This window comes from Arthrobacter sp. 'calajunan' (assembly GCF_046940185.1).
Lineage (GTDB): Bacteria > Actinomycetota > Actinomycetes > Actinomycetales > Micrococcaceae > Glutamicibacter > Glutamicibacter soli.
In genome coordinates this window covers 358,892-374,626 of the sequence record NZ_JBKZDY010000003.1, presented here as the reverse complement: position 1 = coordinate 374,626, position 15,735 = coordinate 358,892, and the positions used below count along the sequence as shown (strand labels likewise).

General features: G+C 66.0%; 18 protein-coding genes and 1 pseudogene. 12 read left to right on the top strand and 7 right to left on the bottom strand.

Annotation, left to right across the window (positions count from 1 at the left end):
- Positions 1–14: 14 nt before the first annotated feature.
- From RF641_RS06625 to RF641_RS06615, 3 genes and pseudogenes are all read left to right on the top strand, one after another.
- Complete coding sequence (locus tag RF641_RS06625; RefSeq protein ID WP_047120037.1) at positions 15–923, top strand: carbohydrate kinase family protein; 909 nt, start codon at positions 15–17, stop codon at positions 921–923.
- A 32-nt stretch (positions 924–955) separates the two neighbouring features.
- Positions 956–1,234: pseudogene (locus tag RF641_RS06620) on the top strand (SDR family oxidoreductase); the annotation flags it as partial.
- Between the two features lie 52 nt (positions 1,235–1,286).
- Complete coding sequence (locus tag RF641_RS06615; protein ID WP_047120046.1) at positions 1,287–2,072, top strand: IclR family transcriptional regulator; 786 nt, start codon at positions 1,287–1,289, stop codon at positions 2,070–2,072.
- Positions 2,073–2,181: 109 nt separating this feature from the next.
- On the opposite strand, the gene RF641_RS06610 is transcribed toward RF641_RS06615, so the two are convergent.
- Both RF641_RS06610 and RF641_RS06605 read right to left on the bottom strand, forming a co-directional pair.
- Positions 2,182–2,691 carry a Dps family protein gene (locus tag RF641_RS06610; RefSeq protein WP_047120047.1) on the bottom strand — a complete coding sequence of 170 codons (510 nt, stop codon included), beginning with the start codon at positions 2,689–2,691 and terminating at the stop codon, positions 2,182–2,184.
- 217 nt (positions 2,692–2,908) lie between these two features.
- Positions 2,909–3,139: a hypothetical protein gene (locus tag RF641_RS06605; protein ID WP_047120048.1), complete on the bottom strand. Its 231-nt coding sequence runs from the start codon at positions 3,137–3,139 to the stop codon at positions 2,909–2,911.
- Between the two features lie 335 nt (positions 3,140–3,474).
- Between RF641_RS06605 and RF641_RS06600 the strand changes: the two genes are divergently transcribed.
- The 3 genes from RF641_RS06600 to panD all read left to right on the top strand — a co-directional run bounded on the left by RF641_RS06600 (position 3,475) and on the right by panD (position 6,228).
- On the top strand, positions 3,475–4,047 hold the full coding sequence (locus RF641_RS06600) for a DUF3060 domain-containing protein (RefSeq protein WP_047120049.1): 573 nt from the start codon (positions 3,475–3,477) through the stop codon (positions 4,045–4,047).
- A gap of 107 nt (positions 4,048–4,154) precedes the next feature.
- Positions 4,155–5,705 (top strand): histidine ammonia-lyase, encoded by a 1,551-nt coding sequence (gene hutH, locus RF641_RS06595; protein ID WP_424572816.1) that lies wholly within the window; start codon positions 4,155–4,157, stop codon positions 5,703–5,705.
- 100 nt (positions 5,706–5,805) lie between these two features.
- Positions 5,806–6,228: an aspartate 1-decarboxylase gene (panD, locus tag RF641_RS06590; protein ID WP_120990905.1), complete on the top strand. Its 423-nt coding sequence runs from the start codon at positions 5,806–5,808 to the stop codon at positions 6,226–6,228.
- 72 nt (positions 6,229–6,300) lie between these two features.
- Here the strand turns inward: panD and RF641_RS06585 are convergent, their stop codons facing one another.
- Entirely contained in the window at positions 6,301–6,696 is a 396-nt protein-coding gene (locus RF641_RS06585; protein WP_424572815.1) for a hypothetical protein, read from the bottom strand.
- 306 nt (positions 6,697–7,002) lie between these two features.
- Between RF641_RS06585 and RF641_RS06580 the strand changes: the two genes are divergently transcribed.
- Complete coding sequence (locus RF641_RS06580) at positions 7,003–7,494, top strand: DUF6328 family protein (protein ID WP_047120053.1); 492 nt, start codon at positions 7,003–7,005, stop codon at positions 7,492–7,494.
- On the opposite strand, the gene RF641_RS06575 is transcribed toward RF641_RS06580, so the two are convergent.
- Positions 7,479–8,324: an oxygenase MpaB family protein gene (locus tag RF641_RS06575; protein ID WP_424572814.1), complete on the bottom strand. Its 846-nt coding sequence runs from the start codon at positions 8,322–8,324 to the stop codon at positions 7,479–7,481. The genes RF641_RS06580 and RF641_RS06575 overlap by 16 nt on opposite strands.
- A 68-nt stretch (positions 8,325–8,392) precedes the next feature.
- Positions 8,393–9,289: a ribokinase gene (locus tag RF641_RS06570; protein ID WP_047120054.1), complete on the bottom strand. Its 897-nt coding sequence runs from the start codon at positions 9,287–9,289 to the stop codon at positions 8,393–8,395.
- Positions 9,290–9,477: 188 nt separating this feature from the next.
- Between RF641_RS06570 and RF641_RS06565 the strand changes: the two genes are divergently transcribed.
- Positions 9,478–10,161: a metal-dependent transcriptional regulator gene (locus RF641_RS06565; protein WP_047120905.1), complete on the top strand. Its 684-nt coding sequence runs from the start codon at positions 9,478–9,480 to the stop codon at positions 10,159–10,161.
- Positions 10,162–10,222: 61 nt separating this feature from the next.
- Here RF641_RS06565 and RF641_RS06560 read toward each other — a convergent pair whose 3' ends face one another.
- Both RF641_RS06560 and RF641_RS06555 read right to left on the bottom strand, forming a co-directional pair.
- A complete protein-coding gene (locus tag RF641_RS06560) occupies positions 10,223–10,912 on the bottom strand; it encodes a phosphonatase-like hydrolase (RefSeq protein ID WP_047120055.1) in 690 nt (229 codons plus the stop codon).
- Positions 10,913–10,933: 21 nt separating this feature from the next.
- Positions 10,934–11,704 (bottom strand): GntR family transcriptional regulator, encoded by a 771-nt coding sequence (locus tag RF641_RS06555; RefSeq protein WP_181728063.1) that lies wholly within the window; start codon positions 11,702–11,704, stop codon positions 10,934–10,936.
- 168 nt (positions 11,705–11,872) lie between these two features.
- Between RF641_RS06555 and RF641_RS06550 the strand changes: the two genes are divergently transcribed.
- The 4 genes from RF641_RS06550 to phnE are packed head-to-tail and all read left to right on the top strand — an operon-like array spanning position 11,873 to position 15,679.
- On the top strand, positions 11,873–13,069 hold the full coding sequence (locus RF641_RS06550) for a TIGR03364 family FAD-dependent oxidoreductase (protein ID WP_424572813.1): 1,197 nt from the start codon (positions 11,873–11,875) through the stop codon (positions 13,067–13,069).
- Positions 13,070–13,115: 46 nt separating this feature from the next.
- The gene (locus RF641_RS06545) at positions 13,116–14,045 is read left to right on the top strand and encodes a phosphate/phosphite/phosphonate ABC transporter substrate-binding protein (protein ID WP_424572812.1); all 930 of its coding nucleotides are present in this window, start codon (positions 13,116–13,118) and stop codon (positions 14,043–14,045) included.
- Positions 14,046–14,807, top strand: coding sequence for a phosphonate ABC transporter ATP-binding protein (locus tag RF641_RS06540; RefSeq protein WP_424572811.1), 762 nt, complete (start codon positions 14,046–14,048; stop codon positions 14,805–14,807).
- Positions 14,804–15,679 (top strand): phosphonate ABC transporter, permease protein PhnE, encoded by an 876-nt coding sequence (gene phnE / locus RF641_RS06535; protein ID WP_082344831.1) that lies wholly within the window; start codon positions 14,804–14,806, stop codon positions 15,677–15,679. Before RF641_RS06540 ends, phnE begins: the two co-directional genes overlap by 4 nt.
- The last annotated feature ends 56 nt before the right edge of the window (positions 15,680–15,735 follow it).

The following is a 15,735-nucleotide window of genomic DNA, read 5'->3' as shown; positions in this document are numbered from 1 at the left end:
GTAGGATCATTGGCATGGCATCAATACAGGTTGCAGGCGAGGCATTGGTCGACATCGTCAATGGGCTCGCATATCCAGGCGGATCCCCACTGAACGTGGCCGTGGGACTGGGACGTCTGGGGCATGAAGTGACACTCCAGACCGGAATCGGCGGCGATGAGCACGGCCGCGCCATCATCGAGCACTTAAATGCGTCAGATGTCCTGCTCGGCCCTGATTCGGTCACGGAATCGGCCACCAGCACCGCCACCGTGTCCCTGGATTCCACCGGCCAGGCCACCTACGACTTCCAGCTCGATTGGAACTTAGAATCTGTGGTCCCCACCGATGCGCAGATCCTCCACACCGGTTCCATCGCCGCCTTTGCCGAGCCGGGCTGCTCGCGGATCCATGAAGTCTTCGCGGCCTCTCCGGCGCATCAGCTGCGCAGCTATGACCCCAATCTCCGTCCCGCCTTGGTGGACAAGCGCCGTGCCGTGATTTCCCGCATCGAGAAGCTGTGCGCCTTGAGCCATGTGGTCAAGCTCAGCGACGAAGATGCCCTGTGGCTCTACCCAGGTTGGGATACCGCACGGGTGCTCGGGCACCTGCTGGCGCGCGGCGCCAAGCTCGCGGTCATGACCTTCGGGGTGCGCGGCTGCGAAGCACGCACCGACCAGCTTGAAGTCTCCATGCCGTCTTTGCAGGTCAGCGTCGCAGACACCGTGGGCGCCGGAGACGCCTTCATGTCCGGGCTGCTCCATGCAATCGGCAACGGCCCGCTACTGCAGGCGCTGGTGTCCAACGAGAATCTGGACGAAGACGCATTGGAGTCAGCGCTGCGCACCGCTTCGCTGTCCGCGGCGCTGACGGTCCAGAAAATCGGAGCCAATCCCCCGACTCTCGTCGAGCTCGAGAGCTGCCTGTCGTCGGTCGAGTTCTAACGACCGGTTGATGCTCCACACGCCCAGCGGATATGGCCGCGGACCACATCCGCGAAGGCATCCGCGTCAATGCGGTCAACCCGGGTACCGTCGACACCCCCCGGGTGGGCCGGCTGCTGGATTCGGCGGCCAAATCCCAGGCCGAACGCCAGGCGCTCAACGCCCGGCAGCCGCACGGACGACTGGTCTCCGCGAAGAAAGCCGCCGCCTCGGTGGCCTACCTGTGCAGCCCGCTGTCCTCCTCGACCAATGGCGTTGCCCTGGCGGTTGACGGCGGAATGCAGGCATTGCGCCTTCGCCCGGTGGGTTGAGCCCGGCATAGGTTGCTAGAGTTCGGATGCAGGCATTTCGCATCATTCGACCATGGAGGCAGTAGTGGGCAGCAAGGTCCCGGCAGCGGACAACACCTTGAGGATCCTGGGTTTGCTGGCGTCCCGCAAGGCCCCGACGCCCGCGGCGATGATCGCCAGGTTGTTGGACTTGCCGCGTTCCAGCGTCTACCAGCTGCTGACGGTCATGCACGAACACGGCTTCATCGCGCACTATCCGGAGGACAAGTCCTACGGACTGGGGGTTGCGGCTTTCGAGCTCTCCAGCGCCTACACACGGCAAGAGCCGCTGGCCCGGCTGGGCGCGCCACTGGTGGCCCAGCTGGTGGACAAGGTCGGCGAAAGTGCCCATCTGGCGGTGCTGCACGGCTCGGACGTGCTGTATATCGTGGAGGAACGAGCCAAGGGCCGGCCCTCGCTGGTGACCGATGTCGGCGTGCGCTTGCCCTCGCACCTGGTCGCCTCCGGACGCGCCATCCTAGCCGCCCTGCCCAAGTCCCAGGTGCGGGCGTTGTATCCGACCCCTGCGAGTTTCTCAGGCCGCGAGACGCAGAGCACGATTTCAAGCTATGCACAGCTGAGGCGCGAATTGGACCAGAGCGCGCAACGCGGTTACGCGATTGAACGCGGGGACCTCACCGCCGATTTCAATTCGCTCGCGGTGGAGATCCGCGACGCGAGCGGATGGCCGGTGGCTGCCGTCGCGGTGACGTTCCTGGGCGACCGGATACCGGAAGACCAGTGGGAAAAACTGCTAGAGCCCATCCGCGCCACCGCGGCCCAGCTGACTGCCCGGCTGCATGGGCACCGCAAGCAGTAGCGGTCCGGTCCATGCTCCCCCGTAGACAGCAGCGGGCCGGCCGAATACCACACGATTCGACCGGCCCGCTGGCCTGGTTTCCCGGCATATTCCTCCGGGTCGCTGCGCGCTAGGGGCGGCGCGTTTCAGCACTCAGGAACCACGCCTGCTGCTCCAGCTCTGCGATGTACTGGTGCAGGATGTCTGCGGTGGTCGGGTCATCCTCATCCACCGGGTCATGAACTTCGCGCATGACATCCACGGTGGCTTGGACAGCCTTGACCATGATGTCCACGCCGTCAGTGGTCAGCACCTCGGTGTTGACCGGCTGCTCGATGCGCGTGTACTTGGCAATGGTGGACGCGAGGCCGTCGGGAGTGGCGTGCAAGGCGCGCATACGTTCGGCGATTTCGTCCGAACCTCGGCGGGCAATGGCCACCACTTCATCGATGTTCAGGTGCAGGTCGCGGAAATTCGGTCCCACGACGTTCCAGTGGATCTGCTTGCCGACCAACTGCAGGTCCAGCATGTTCACCAGAACAAGCTGCAGCGAATCACGCAGCACCTCCGTTGCCACAAATCCATGTTCCGCATTCTCCAGCGAAGTCTTGCTTGCAGGCGTACTCTTCTTGCTCGACATACATGATCTCCTTTGCAGACTCAAGGGTCAATCCTGCCGGGTTTCCCCAGCTTACATTCCGCACGCTACCCTCATTGCCTTCAGCACTGAAGCCCGGCCTGGAAGCACACGGGAGACATTCAGGATTCATGAAGAAAGGGTGACGGAAAACTCCGCCACCCTTCATTCAGTTGTATGGGGCGTCCGGGTCGGACGCGCCGCGCTTCGTGCTCCGCGTCTAGGAGCCGGCATCGGTTCCGCCGTGAAGATGGTCCAGCTTGCTGGGTCCGGCGGCCAGCCGGAAGATTCCCCAGAGCATGGTCAGCATTGCCCAGATCGCTCCGAGCCAAAGGGGTGCAACATCCGCGGAAGATCCGTGGGGCACCACATAGATAAACGAGAGGAATAGTGCTGCCACCAGCGCTCCGCCGACGACCAGCCCGATTCCCAAGTGCTTCTTGTGCGGCATGGCTTCTCCTTCGTTGGTGCTGCCCGCCGTACGTGGGCAGATTCAGTGAGCGGTGATTGGGTACCTGTCCAAATGTCCTCCCCTGCATTGCTGCGTTCGGCCACGGGCTTCCCCATGGTGCAAACAGCATAGTCCCTTGCCTCCGAATTGTCCCGGATGCACCGTAAACCCCGGGGCCTCACCTAGGAAACAGGAGCCATTGGTCCTATCGGTTCCCGTAGGCAAGACCGCTGCCCCAAGCCACGGGCTGGAAGCTTCCGTGCAGTGGAACAGGACATGAGCCAGCGAATCGGCCAAGATGGAAGAAACGACCATTCAACCGAACAAGGAACAGCATGCCAGCGCCACGTACCAAACGCACCGTTTCGACCCTCGCCGCGCTCATGCTGGCGATCCCGCTGGCCGGCTGCGTGAGCATCCAGCCGCAGGAGGAAAGCCCCGCGCCGACCGCCTCGGCCGTTCCCACCGCGACAGCCTCCATCCAGGGCACCGCGACCCCGCTGCCCAAGGATCCCACCAGCACCGAAGGCAGCCTGGGCACCGTGCCCAAGGAAACCGCCGGCGACAGCTTCCAAGCGGGATTCGACAAGATTCTGGAACACGCGCAGAAGAAGAAATGCTCGCAGGATACCGATATTTCCGAGGACGGCCAGATTCTGCTGCTCGTCGGAGACTGCAAGGATGTTGCGATCACCGGCACTGGCAATATGATCGTGGCCAACAACGCCCGTTCCGTTGCCATCAGCGGGGCGGGGAACATTGTTGCGATCAAGAGCCTGCGCCAGGTGGAGGTCAGCGGCGTCGGCAACGTGGTGGCATGGCGCAGCGGCGACACCCACGTCACCGACAGCGGCCAGAGCAACTCGCTGGGCCGCAACGCGCTGGACGGCGTGGAGCTGGCCTTCTAGACGGCTTGTCCGGCATTTCAGACAGTACGGGTGGATTCGCGGCCTTGCGCCGCTGAAACTGGCGAACAATGGGAAACAAGAACACTCCTCCCACCGATTGGATTCCCATGACCGTGAAGCTTTCGACCACTGTCACCCTGCAGCGCTTCGGCGCCACCGCCGCCGATGTCATCGCCGTGGCCCGCCACGACGCCCGCATCGAGATCTCCCGCGAGGTCCTCGACGAGCTGGCCAACGTCCGCGCCCACATTGATGCCCTGGCTTCTTCGGATACCCCCGTCTACGGAATTTCCACCGGCTTCGGCGCCCTGGCCACTCGCCATATCGCGCCCGAGGACCGCGCCAAGCTGCAGCGTTCGCTGATCCGCTCGCACGCCGCCGGAATGGGCGCTCCGGTGGAGCGCGAGGTCGTGCGCGCACTGATGTTCCTGCGCGCCAAGACCCTGGCTTCGGGACGCACCGGCGTGCGCCCGGTCGTGCTGCAGACCATGATCGACCTGCTCAACGCCGGCATCACCCCTCTCGTGCGCGAATACGGCTCGCTGGGCTGCTCGGGCGACCTCGCTCCGCTGTCCCACTGCGCCCTGGTGCTCATGGGCGAGGGCGAGGCCACCGATGCCCAGGGCAACCTGCGCCCGGTCCCCGAGTTGCTCGCCGAAGCCGGCATCACCCCGGTCCAGCTGGCTGAGAAGGAAGGCCTGGCGCTGGTCAACGGCACCGATGGCATGCTCGGTCAGCTGCTCATGGCGCTGGCGGACCTGGACGAGCTGGCGGACATCGCCGATGCCACCGCGGCCATGAGCGTCGAGGCCCAGATGGGCACCGATCAGGTCTTCCGGCCCGAGCTGCACGAGCCGTTGCGCCCGCATCCGGGACAGGCCCGCAGCGCTGCAAACATGTTCGCTTTCCTCTCCGACTCCCCCGTGGTCGCCTCGCACAAGGAAGGCGACGGGCGGGTGCAGGATGCCTACTCGCTGCGCTGCTCCCCTCAGGTCACCGGCGCGGTGCGCGACACGATCGCGCATGCCCGCATGGTCGCAACCCGAGAACTGGCCGCGGCCATCGACAACCCGGTGGTGCTGCCCAGCGGCGAGGTGACCTCCAACGGCAACTTCCACGGCGCCCCGGTGGCCTACGTGCTGGACTTCCTGGCCATTGCAGTCGCTGACTTGGGCTCGATTGCCGAGCGCCGCACCGACCGCATGCTGGATCCAGCCCGCTCGCGGGAGCTGCCGGCGTTCCTGGCCGATGACCCGGGAGTGGATTCGGGCATGATGATCGCCCAGTACACGCAGGCCGGGTTGGTTGCCGAGAACAAGCGGCTGGCCGTGCCGGCCAGCGTAGACTCGATTCCTTCCTCGGCCATGCAGGAAGACCACGTGTCCCTGGGGTGGCACGCGGCACGCAAGCTGCGCACCGCGGTCGCGAACCTGCGCCGCATCCTGGCCGTGGAGATGCTCATCGCCGGCCGCGCGCTGGATCTGCGCGCGCCGCTGCAGCCTGGCCCGGCCACCGGTGCCGTCTTGGAACTGCTGCGCACCAAGGTCGCCGGCCCCGGCGAAGACCGCTTCCTGTCGGCTGAATTGGAGGCCGCGTGCGAGCTGCTGGAATCAGGCGCCGTGCACGAGGCGCTGCAGCCTTATCTTTCCCGGGGATAGCCGAAGCTGTTGGTTTCCCGACATTTCCGCCCGAATGGCCCGGATTGAGCGTAAACTTGATTGTCGGGAAACGGCATCCAAACCACGAAAGAAACATCGTATGCAACGGACCATGTTCAAATCCAAGATCCACCGGGCCACGGTCACCCAGGCGGACCTGCACTATGTCGGGTCGGTCACGGTTGATTCCGAGCTGCTTGCGGCCTCGGACATCCTCCCGGGCGAACTGGTCAGCATCGTGGACATCACTAACGGCGCCCGGCTGGAAACCTACACCATTGCCGGCGAGCCGGGCAGCGGCGTCATCGGCATCAACGGCGCGGCGGCGCATCTAGTCCACCCGGGCGATCTGGTCATCTTGATCAGCTACGCGCAGATGGAAGACGCAGAAGCCCGCAGCTACGTACCTAGCGTGGTGCACGTCGACGCGGACAACAAGATCATCCACCTGGGCGACGACCCGGCGGTGGCCTTGGGCGATGACGTCCAGACTCCGCCGTTCGCGCTGGTCACCGGGCGCTGACCCCCGGGGATCGCTTCAGGCACCAAGCAGGCCGCCGGCATCAGCCGGCGGCCTGCTGCGCGTTCCGGGAGCCTACGAACCGTCGCAGTCGAATTCGGGGCAACCCTGCCAGCGCTTGGAGAAGTAGCCGATGATGTCCAGGGCGCTGACCATCGGATACCGCCTGGCATGCCGGCCGTACACGCGGTCGATGGCATCATCGACGACCATCCTGAAGAAGCTGCACACCTCGTCGTAGCGCCAGACTTCCATGGCCAGCTCGAAGAGCTCCGCGTAGCTCAGCTCGCGGCGGCGCTCCAAGCCCAGCTGGCGCGAGATGCTCCAGATGATTTCCCGGTTCAGCTCGTGCCCCTCGCCGCACTCGCACCAGCTCATGCCGGTGGCCGGCATGGCCCACACCCACGAGGAATCTCCGGGCGGGCCGCCACCCACATCGTTGAATCCGGTCTCATTGCCTGCTGCGCTCATGAGGCTCCCCGCTCCCTTCGGCTCTGCTCAGATCCAGGCCCGGTGGATTCCGCAGCCTGCCGGGCTTTCCGCCAGCCCGTCCGCGCCGAATCCCTTCCCCAGCACTCCGCGAAGCAATTCGAACATATATAGACTCTACTCTATTTATTAGTACATATGTTCTATTCTTTGGAACTTCCTGCCGCAGGCAACGATCGTAATTCCGAAGCCTGCGGTGCGGATCCCGCCGCGGCAAACAGTCGCTGAGTAGAATCAAACGCTAGGTGGCCGATCTCAAAATGCTTGGGTGCGAGAGAAGGAGAAGCAATGTCCAATAACGTCCATCCGGATGACTCCCCCGAGGCTCCGCATCGCCAATGGAACGAAATCCTCCAAGAAACCCGCGTCATGCAGACCGGGGTTCAGATTCTGGCCGCGTTCCTGGTGATCCTGCCGTTCCAGGCGCGATTCACCATGCTCACCGATGTGGAGGAAATCCTCTACGTCATACTGCTCGTGTTCTCAGCCTTGCTGATCGTGCTGATGCTGGTGCCGGTGCTGGTCCACCGCTACCTCTTCGGCCAGCGCCTGAAAGCGACGACCGTGCTGCTGGGCCACCGCGTGGTCAAGGTCGTGGGTATCAGTGCCGGATTGCTCGTGGCGGGCAGCGTCTGGTTCGTTATCCAGGTGCTGGTCGGATGGCCGGTCTCGGTGTATGTCGGGGGCGGCCTGATGCTCGCAACACTGTTCCTGCTGGTACTGCTGCCACGGCTGCTCACTCCCCGCGGCAGTATGCCGGAATCCTACGACGAGGGCTGAGACCGAGTCTTCATGCTGGCCGCCATGCGGTCCACATGGCGCAGCATGAGCTTCATGGGCAGGTGCCGAATGGCCTTGGGGAGGACGCGGGAGGCCGCCCAGGCGGCTCGCACCATCATCCGGTTGCGCAGCTCGACCTTGCGGGTCAGCTCGTATCCGAACTGCTCGCGCACCGGGGGCGGCAGCTGCGCAATGGTCACGTCGCGCATCAGCGGCAGCGCCACCCTGATCCACCACGGTGCGCGGGAGCCGGCAAACAGCTCATCGGCCAGCGTGCGGATCTGCTCCGTCACCTGGAGGTCCGCCGTGATCCCGGCGAAATAGTCGTTGAACCGGGCTTCGCTGCGCGGCCAGAAGTCGGTGGGCATCTGCAGCGTATCACCCAGCCGGGCGTACTGCAGGTACAACTCCGCGCTCGCGTTCTTATCCCACGCGGGCAGGACCTGCGCGCCGATCACCCGGGCCGAGTCGAACAGCGTGGCGGCAACCCACAGCTGCAGCCGCGGATCCAGCGCCGAGTAGGCGGGCGCGCCGGTGGTTTTGTCCCGCGTCCCGTGCACGGGACGGTGCGCCTCATCCACATAGTCGATGATGGTGCGCTGCTGCTCGGCGGTACCGTTGCTCAGCGCGTAGATGTAGCCCAGGGTGTGCAGCAGCCGGGAGAGCGGGTTGGAGGCGAAGTCCGAATGCTCCGCGATGGCCCGGCCGATCTGCGGATGCGCCAGCTGCAGCAGGATCGCCCGGCCGGCGCCCAGCAGCAGCGCGGATTCGGGGGCGGCCTTGGCCAGCTGGTCGCGAGGAAGCGGCTGCGGCTCGGGTTGGGGATTCACCCTTCGAGCCTACGGGGCTCACCTGTCAGCGTCCTGATAACACCCTCCGCTTCACGTCGGTGCCAAGCCTAGAGGTTCTCCAGGCTGCGCGGGTATGAGGACTGCGCGCCATGGGCTTGCACCGTCAGCGCGGCGAACTTGCCAGCGAATTCGGCCGCTTTCACCAGGTCGTCGCCTTGGGAAATCCTGGCGGCGAGCGCACCGGTGAAGGCATCTCCGGCTCCGGTGGTGTCGACCGCATCCGCCTTGACTGCGGCAAGCTGCTCAATCCCTTGTCCCTGCGCAACCAGGCACCCCTGGGCGCCGAGGGTCACCACCACGGAGGAGACCCCGTGGTCGATCAGTTTCCGGGCAATCACCGGTTCGCTCTCGGTGCTTACTTCGCTGGTGCCGTCAAGCAGTGCCAGCACCAGCGCCGCCTCGTGCTCGTTGACTACCAGCGGGTCCGCGGCCAGCAGGTACTCGCGCGGCAGCTCGATGACCGGTGCAAGGTTCAGCACCACGCGGTCGCTGGCGGCATCCATGGCCGCGGTGATGCCGCTGGCAGGGATTTCACCCTGGAGCACGAGGATTCCGCGCAGCTCGCCGAGGGAGGATACGGCATCGCCGGTGACCTGGGCATTGGCCCCTGGCACCACAGCGATGGAGTTCTCCGCGGCAGCGTCGACCTGGATGATGGCCACCCCGGTCGGGTGGGTCGTGCGGGCCACGCGGTCCAGCAGCACACCGGCCTCTGCCAGTTGGCTCAGCGCCACCTCGGCATGGGCATCACGGCCGACGGCACCGATGAATTCCGTGGTCGCGCCGGCCAGCCGGGCGGCGAGCGCCTGGTTGGCTCCCTTGCCGCCGGGGGTGAGCTGGTAGGAATCCGCCAGTACCGTTTCCCCCGGCCCGGGCAGTCGAGCCATCAGCGCGGTGATGTCCACATTGCTTGAACCGACGATCGTGACCTGTGGATGTTGCATGGTTGCCTTGCTCTTTCAGCCGTTCCCGGGGGCCGTCGTGGGCCCCGCCACCAGAAAAATTCGCCGCCAGGATGCAGCATGTGACACTCAAGCCTATGACCGGTCCGCGGCGGTGTCGAACCGGACCGCGCGAATGGCTGCCCTAGGATCTTGGCCGTGACGGCCGAGCGTTGACTATCATGGGAAGCGTGTCGGTAAATCAGCTTTCGGACAGCGCGCAGAACTATCTCAAAATCATCTACGGCCTGGCCGAGTGGTCCCAGGAGCCGGTGACCGCCAGCGTCATCGCCGGCAAGGCGGGCATGAAGCTCTCGACGGTCTCCGGGGCCCTGTCCAAGCTGCGCCAGCAGGGGCTGCTGGACCACGCCCCCTACGGCGCGGTGAACCTCACCGATCTGGGGCGCGACTACGCGGTGACCATGGTGCGCAGGCACCGCCTGATCGAGACCTTCCTGGTGCAGATGCTCGGCTACCGCTGGGACCAGGTCCACGACGAGGCAGAACAGCTGGAGCACGCGGTCTCCGACTTCATGATCGCGCGGATCGACGAGCTGCTCGGCCATCCATCCCGCGACCCCCACGGGGATCCCATCCCCACCGCGGAAGGGCAGATCAGCATCCCGAAGGCGGTCTCGCTCACGGAAATCACCGATGGTTCGCAGGTGCAGGTCGAGCGGATCTCGGATGACGATTCCCAGCTGCTGCAGTACTTCTCCGACCACGGGATCACCGTTGGCGCACGGCTGTCCATCCAGCCGGGAGACGCCTTCTCCGACACCGTCGAGGTGGCCTCCCCCAAGACCGGGGCCCCGCTGCGCCTGGGCCAGCGGGCCACCAGCGCCGTCTGGGTCTCGGTGATCGGTCGAGCTTAACGGCGCGGCGGCCGGGGAACCGCAGATGGTTCCCCGGCCGCCGCGCTCCGGCTGGCGAAGTCTAGGCCTTGACCTCCAGCTGGGCGATGAACTGCGGAAGCTGGGCCACGCCGTCCAGGATCACATCGTGCTCGTGGACCTCGAGGTCCTCGCGCCCCAGCTCGCCGGTCAGCACGCCCACGGCGATGACGCCGGCGTTCTTGGCTGCCTGCAGGTCGTTGACGGTGTCGCCGGCGGCGATTACCTTGCGCACGTCGCGGATTCCAGTCAGTTCCATCACGCGGTGGATCATGTACGGTGCCGGACGGCCGGCGGCCACTTCGTCCGCGGTGACCACTGCGTCCAGCAGTTCGCCCTCGCCTGCGGCCCAGCCCAGCTGCGGCAGGATCACCGATGCGACGTCGCGGGAGAACCCGGTAGTCAAGGCGATCTTGACGCCCTGGGCGGAGAGCTTCCGGAAGGCTTCGACAACACCCGGCAGCGCGACCGGCGGATTCTGCTCGTAGTAGGAGAACAGCAGCTCGCGGAAACGCTCGAAGGTGGCGTCGACCAGCTGCTTCTCGGGCACGCCGCCGCCCAGGGTGATCAACGCGGTGATGGCTTCGCGCTTCTCGGCGCCCATCCAGGTCTGCAGGTTCTGCGCAGTGACCTCCGCCCCGGTTTCGCGCACGCTGTTCTCCAGCGCACGGTAGACATCGGCGTGCTCATCGATGGTGGTTCCGGCCATGTCGCAAACGATCAGTTCAATCACGGTGTTTCTCCTTGGGTTGGGTTAGTAGCTCTGGAAAGCCATGCTTGGCGCACGGGTGAATGCCGCGCGTTCCTCGCTGGTGTTTTCTATGGTGAAATTTGCAAGGTGGGGCAGGTAGCGGTCATCGGAATATTCCTTGACCTCGCCTGACCCGGATGAGGTGATGCGCCGTTCGCGCAGCAGCGGCGTACCGGCAGGCACTTCCAACAGCCTGCTGTCCTCGCCGTCCGCGGCCACCGCATCGATGATGTGCTTGCCGCGGCTCAGGTCCACACCCTGCCCGCGCAGGTAGTTGAAGATCGACCCGGAATCCGTGTCGAAGTCGAAAAGCAGCCGTCCGGCGTCGGGGGCGAAGCTGGTGCGTTCGATCATTGCCGGGGTGCCGTCCAGCAGGCGCAGGCGCAGCACCTGGACGATCATCGTGCCCGGGGCGAGCCCCAGCTGCCCGGCCGCTTCGTCCCCGGCGGGGCGGCGCGCCAGTTCCAGCGTGCGCTGGCCGGGAACGCGTCCCACCGAATGCGCCCATTCGGTGAAGGACATGAAGGTGCTGAAGGACTGCGAGCGCACCGCATGGGCAACGACCGGGGGCTTGCCCTGGCCGCCTGCGATCAAGCCTTCGGAACGCAGCGTAGCCAGGGCGTGGCGCACGGTGCCCCGTGAAGCGTTCGCCAGGGCGCACAGCTCCGTCTCGCTGGGAATCGGGTCCCCTTCCAGCCATTGCCCGCAGGCGATCCGCTCACGCAGATCCGCGGCCAGCACCTGGTGCTTGGGTTGGTTCTTTTTCTGGATCACCACTTGATCATACAAGTGGATCCGGCGTGAAATCAGTGGTTTTTCCGGCTTCGGGGTGAAGCTTAGGTTAACGAAAATTAACCAAGTTGAACACTCGGGAAACTTGTCTGAACAAGTGCCAATCTGGCTTGAAATCGCCCGGCCAGGCCACGGATGATCAATTCCGTGATGAACGAAAATACTTCCCTCCCCACCGCTTCCCAGCCGATCCAGACCGACGTCCTGGTGGTCGGCGCAGGCATCATCGGCCTGGCCCACGCAGCCCGCGCACTGGACGCCGGCTACACCGTCACCGTCATCGACCGCGACCACCGCTCCGTCGGCGCTTCGGTGCGCAACTTCGGGCACGCCTGCATCACCGCGCAGTCCGGCGACCTCTACGACATCGCGCAGGCGGGCCGTCCGCTGTGGCTCGACTACTCCCGGCGCGCAGGCTTCTGGGCCGCCGAGGCCGGGGCCGTCGTGGTGGCCGCGACCGACACCGAGCTGCAGGTGCTCAGCGAGCTGGCCGCGGTGCGCGAGTCCGGGCAGATCACCCTGCTCTCCGCCGACGAGGTCGCCGGCGTGCTCGGCCGAGACACCACCGAGGGAATCGCCGGCGGCGCCCGGCTGCGCGACGACCTGCGCGTCGACCCGCGCACCACCGTGGCGAAGCTGGCCGCCTGGCTGGATGCTCAGGAGCGCGGATCGGTGCTGTGGAACACCGCGGCACTGGGCTTCGGCGCCGGCTCCGCCCGCCGCGCCCGCATCGAGACCAGCCGCGGCCCCATCGAGGCGGACCAGGTGTTCGTCTGCGTCGGCCATGACGTCGACTACCTCTTCCCGCAGCTGGCCGAAGACCACAAGGTCCGTCGCTGCGCCCTGCAAATGGCGCGTTCGACCCCGGACCAGCCCCTGGACCTCGGCCCGGCGGTGCTGACCGCCACCTCGATGCTGCGCTACGAGGCGTTCACCGAGGTTCCCTCGGCCGCCAAGCTGCGCGCGGAAGTCAGCGAGAACCAGCCCCACCTGCTGGAGGTGGAAGCCAACGTCATGTTCACCCAGCGGCCGGACGGCTCACTGCTGCTGGGCGACTCGCACACCTACGACCTGACCCAACCCCCGTTCCTGAAGGAGACCACTTCGACCTCACTGCTGCAGAGCATCGAGAAGATCCTGAACACCCCACTGGAAATCGAAGAGCGCTGGCAGGGCGTCTACGCCTCCAGCGAAGTCGGCCCGTTGCTGATCGCGGACGTCGTCCCCGGCGTCACCGTGGTCTCGGTGACCGCAGGCGTGGGCATGACCCTGTCCTTCGGCCTGGCGGACCGCAATGTCACCGACCGTCTCACCGCCCGACAGCCGCTGGCTGCCGCGGCCCGCTAAGCACCACCCCACTCGCAACAGACTTTTCTTATACAGGAGCATCCCCATGAAGCTTTCCCGCGCACTTCCCCTGGCAGCTGTCGCCGTCGGTCTGCTGGCCACCACCGCCTGCGGCGCCTCCGAGGCCAACGGCAGCACCAGTACCGAGGCCTCCGGCGCCCCGGCCTACTGCGCCGACGGCCCTATCAACTTCGGCATCGAGCCGTTCGAGGATCCGGCCAAGCTGGAACCGGCCTACGGAGTGCTGGCCGACGCCATGGAACGCGAACTCGGCTGCGAGGTCGAGGTCCAGGTTGTGGAGGACTACTCCGCAGAAGTCCTGGCCATGCGCAACGGCAAGCTGGACCTGGGCCAGTTCGGCCCGGTCGGCTACGTGTTCGCCAGCGAGCAGGCAGGCGCCGAGCCGATGGTCTCCTTCGGCACCGCCGACGGCAAGCTGAGCACCTACACCGCGGGCATCTGGGTCCCGAAGGACTCCGACATCAAGACCGTGGACGACCTGCGCGGCAAGGACCTGGCCCTGGGCGGGGTCGGTTCCACCTCCGGCGACGTGCTACCGCGCTACGCGCTGAAGACCGCGGGCATTCCGGAAGACGAGCTGAACATCAACTACGCCGGCGGCCACCCCGAGGCGCTGCTGGCCCTGGTCAACGGGACCGTGGATGCGGCCCAGATCAACACCCAGACGCTGGCCACCGCCAAGGCCGAGGGCACTTTCAACCCGGAGGACTTCCGCCAGGTCTGGACCTCCGAGCCGATCCCGAACGACCCGATCACCGTGCGCCCGGACGCCGATCCGGAACTGAAGAAGGCAGTCAAGGACGCCCTGCTGAACCTGCCGAAGGAAGACATCGAGCAGGTCGGCAAGTTCCTGGACGTGGACCCGGCCGGACCGCTGCTGGAAGTCACCAAGGAAACCTACAAGCCGTTGTTCGACCTGGCCTCCGAAATGGGCCTGACCGAGAAGGACATCTAAATGGAACAGGCAGCACTGAAGGTCAGCTCGCTGGCCAAGTCCTACAACGGGCGCCGCGTCCTGGACGACGTGGACTTCGAGGTCAAGCGCGGCGAGCTGGTTGCCTTCCTCGGCGCCAACGGCTCGGGCAAGTCAACCACGCTCAAATGCGTGGCAGGGCTGGCCGAACCGGATGCCGGGCGCATCGAGCTGGAGGGCGCCCAGCTCTCCGAGTTCAGCGGACGCCAGCTGCAGCTGGCCCGCAGCAAGGCCGCCATGGTCTTCCAGAAGATCCATCTGGTCCCGCGCCGCACCGCGCTGGACAACGTCTGCGCCGGAGCGCTGGCGCGCGTCAGCTCGCTGGCCTCGGTCTCCCCGCTGTTCTTCTCCCGCGAACTGCGTGAGGAAGCCATGGGCTGCCTGGAACGCGTAGGCATGGCAGACCGTGCGCTGGACCGCGTGGGACGCCTCTCCGGCGGACAGCAGCAGCGCGTTGCAGTGGCCCGGGCCCTGTGCCAGCGCGCCAGCGTGCTGCTGGCCGACGAGCCGGTCTCCGCGCTGGATCCGAACGCCGCCGAGCACGTCATGGAGCTGCTCGCCGAGCTGGCCCACAACGAGAACCTGGCGGTGGCCGCGGTGCTGCACCAGCCGGATTTGGCGCTGCGCCACGCTGACCGCGCGATCGGCCTAATGCACGGGCGCATCACCTTCGACGGCCCGGTCGCCTCCCTGAACCAGAATGTGCTCGACACCCTCTACTCCCCCGAAAGGAACGCGGCATGAGCATCCAGACTCCTCCCCGCCCGCTGGACACCGCCTTGGAGTCCGCTTCCGTCCGCACGCCGGCCCCGGCCAAGCTGCCAGTTCCCGCCGACCCGCACCGCGGGCGCAAGGCCATGCTGTGGGGCACGGCCACCGCCGTGATCGTGGTGCTGCACCTGCTCGCGGTGGCCGGCACCGACTTCGACCCGACGCTGCTGGTCGACGGCTGGCAGGGCATGGCCCGCTTCGTCTCCGACGCCTTCCCGCCGAACCTCGACTGGGAAGAAGTCATCAAGCCCGGCCTGGACGCCACGCTGGTGACCCTGTGGATCGGCCTGCTGGGCACCACGCTGTCCATCCCGAGCGCGCTGCTGCTGGCGGTGCTGGCTTCGCGCACCACCTCCCCGCACCCGGTGGCCTACCAGATCTCCCGCGCCATCCTCTCCTTCTTCCGCGCGGTGCCGGACATCGTGTTCGCGCTGATCTTCGTGACCGCCGTGGGCTTGGGCCCGTTCGCCGGCGTGCTGGCGCTGATCTGCCACAACACCGGCGTGATGGGCAAGCTCTGGGCGGAGTCCATGGAAGAAACCGACCAGGGCCCGCAGGACGCGCTGGCCACCGCGGGCGCCTCGCGCCTGCAGCAGATCACCCACGGCTCGCTGCCGCTGGTCATCCCGCAGTTCGTCGGCCTGCTGCTCTACCGCTTTGACGTCAACGTCCGCTCCTCGCTGGTCCTGGGCCTCGTCGGCGCCGGCGGCATCGGCCTGCTGATCAACCAGGCCATAAAGTCCTTCCAGTTCGACACCATGCTGACCCACATCATCATCGTGCTGATCCTGATCATCGTGGTCGATCAGGCCTCCGGATTCATCCGCCGCAAGCTGGCCGTCTAAGCCAAACAACGATGCCCGGCGGGCAGGACCTCCACCAGGGTCCTGCCCGCCGGGTG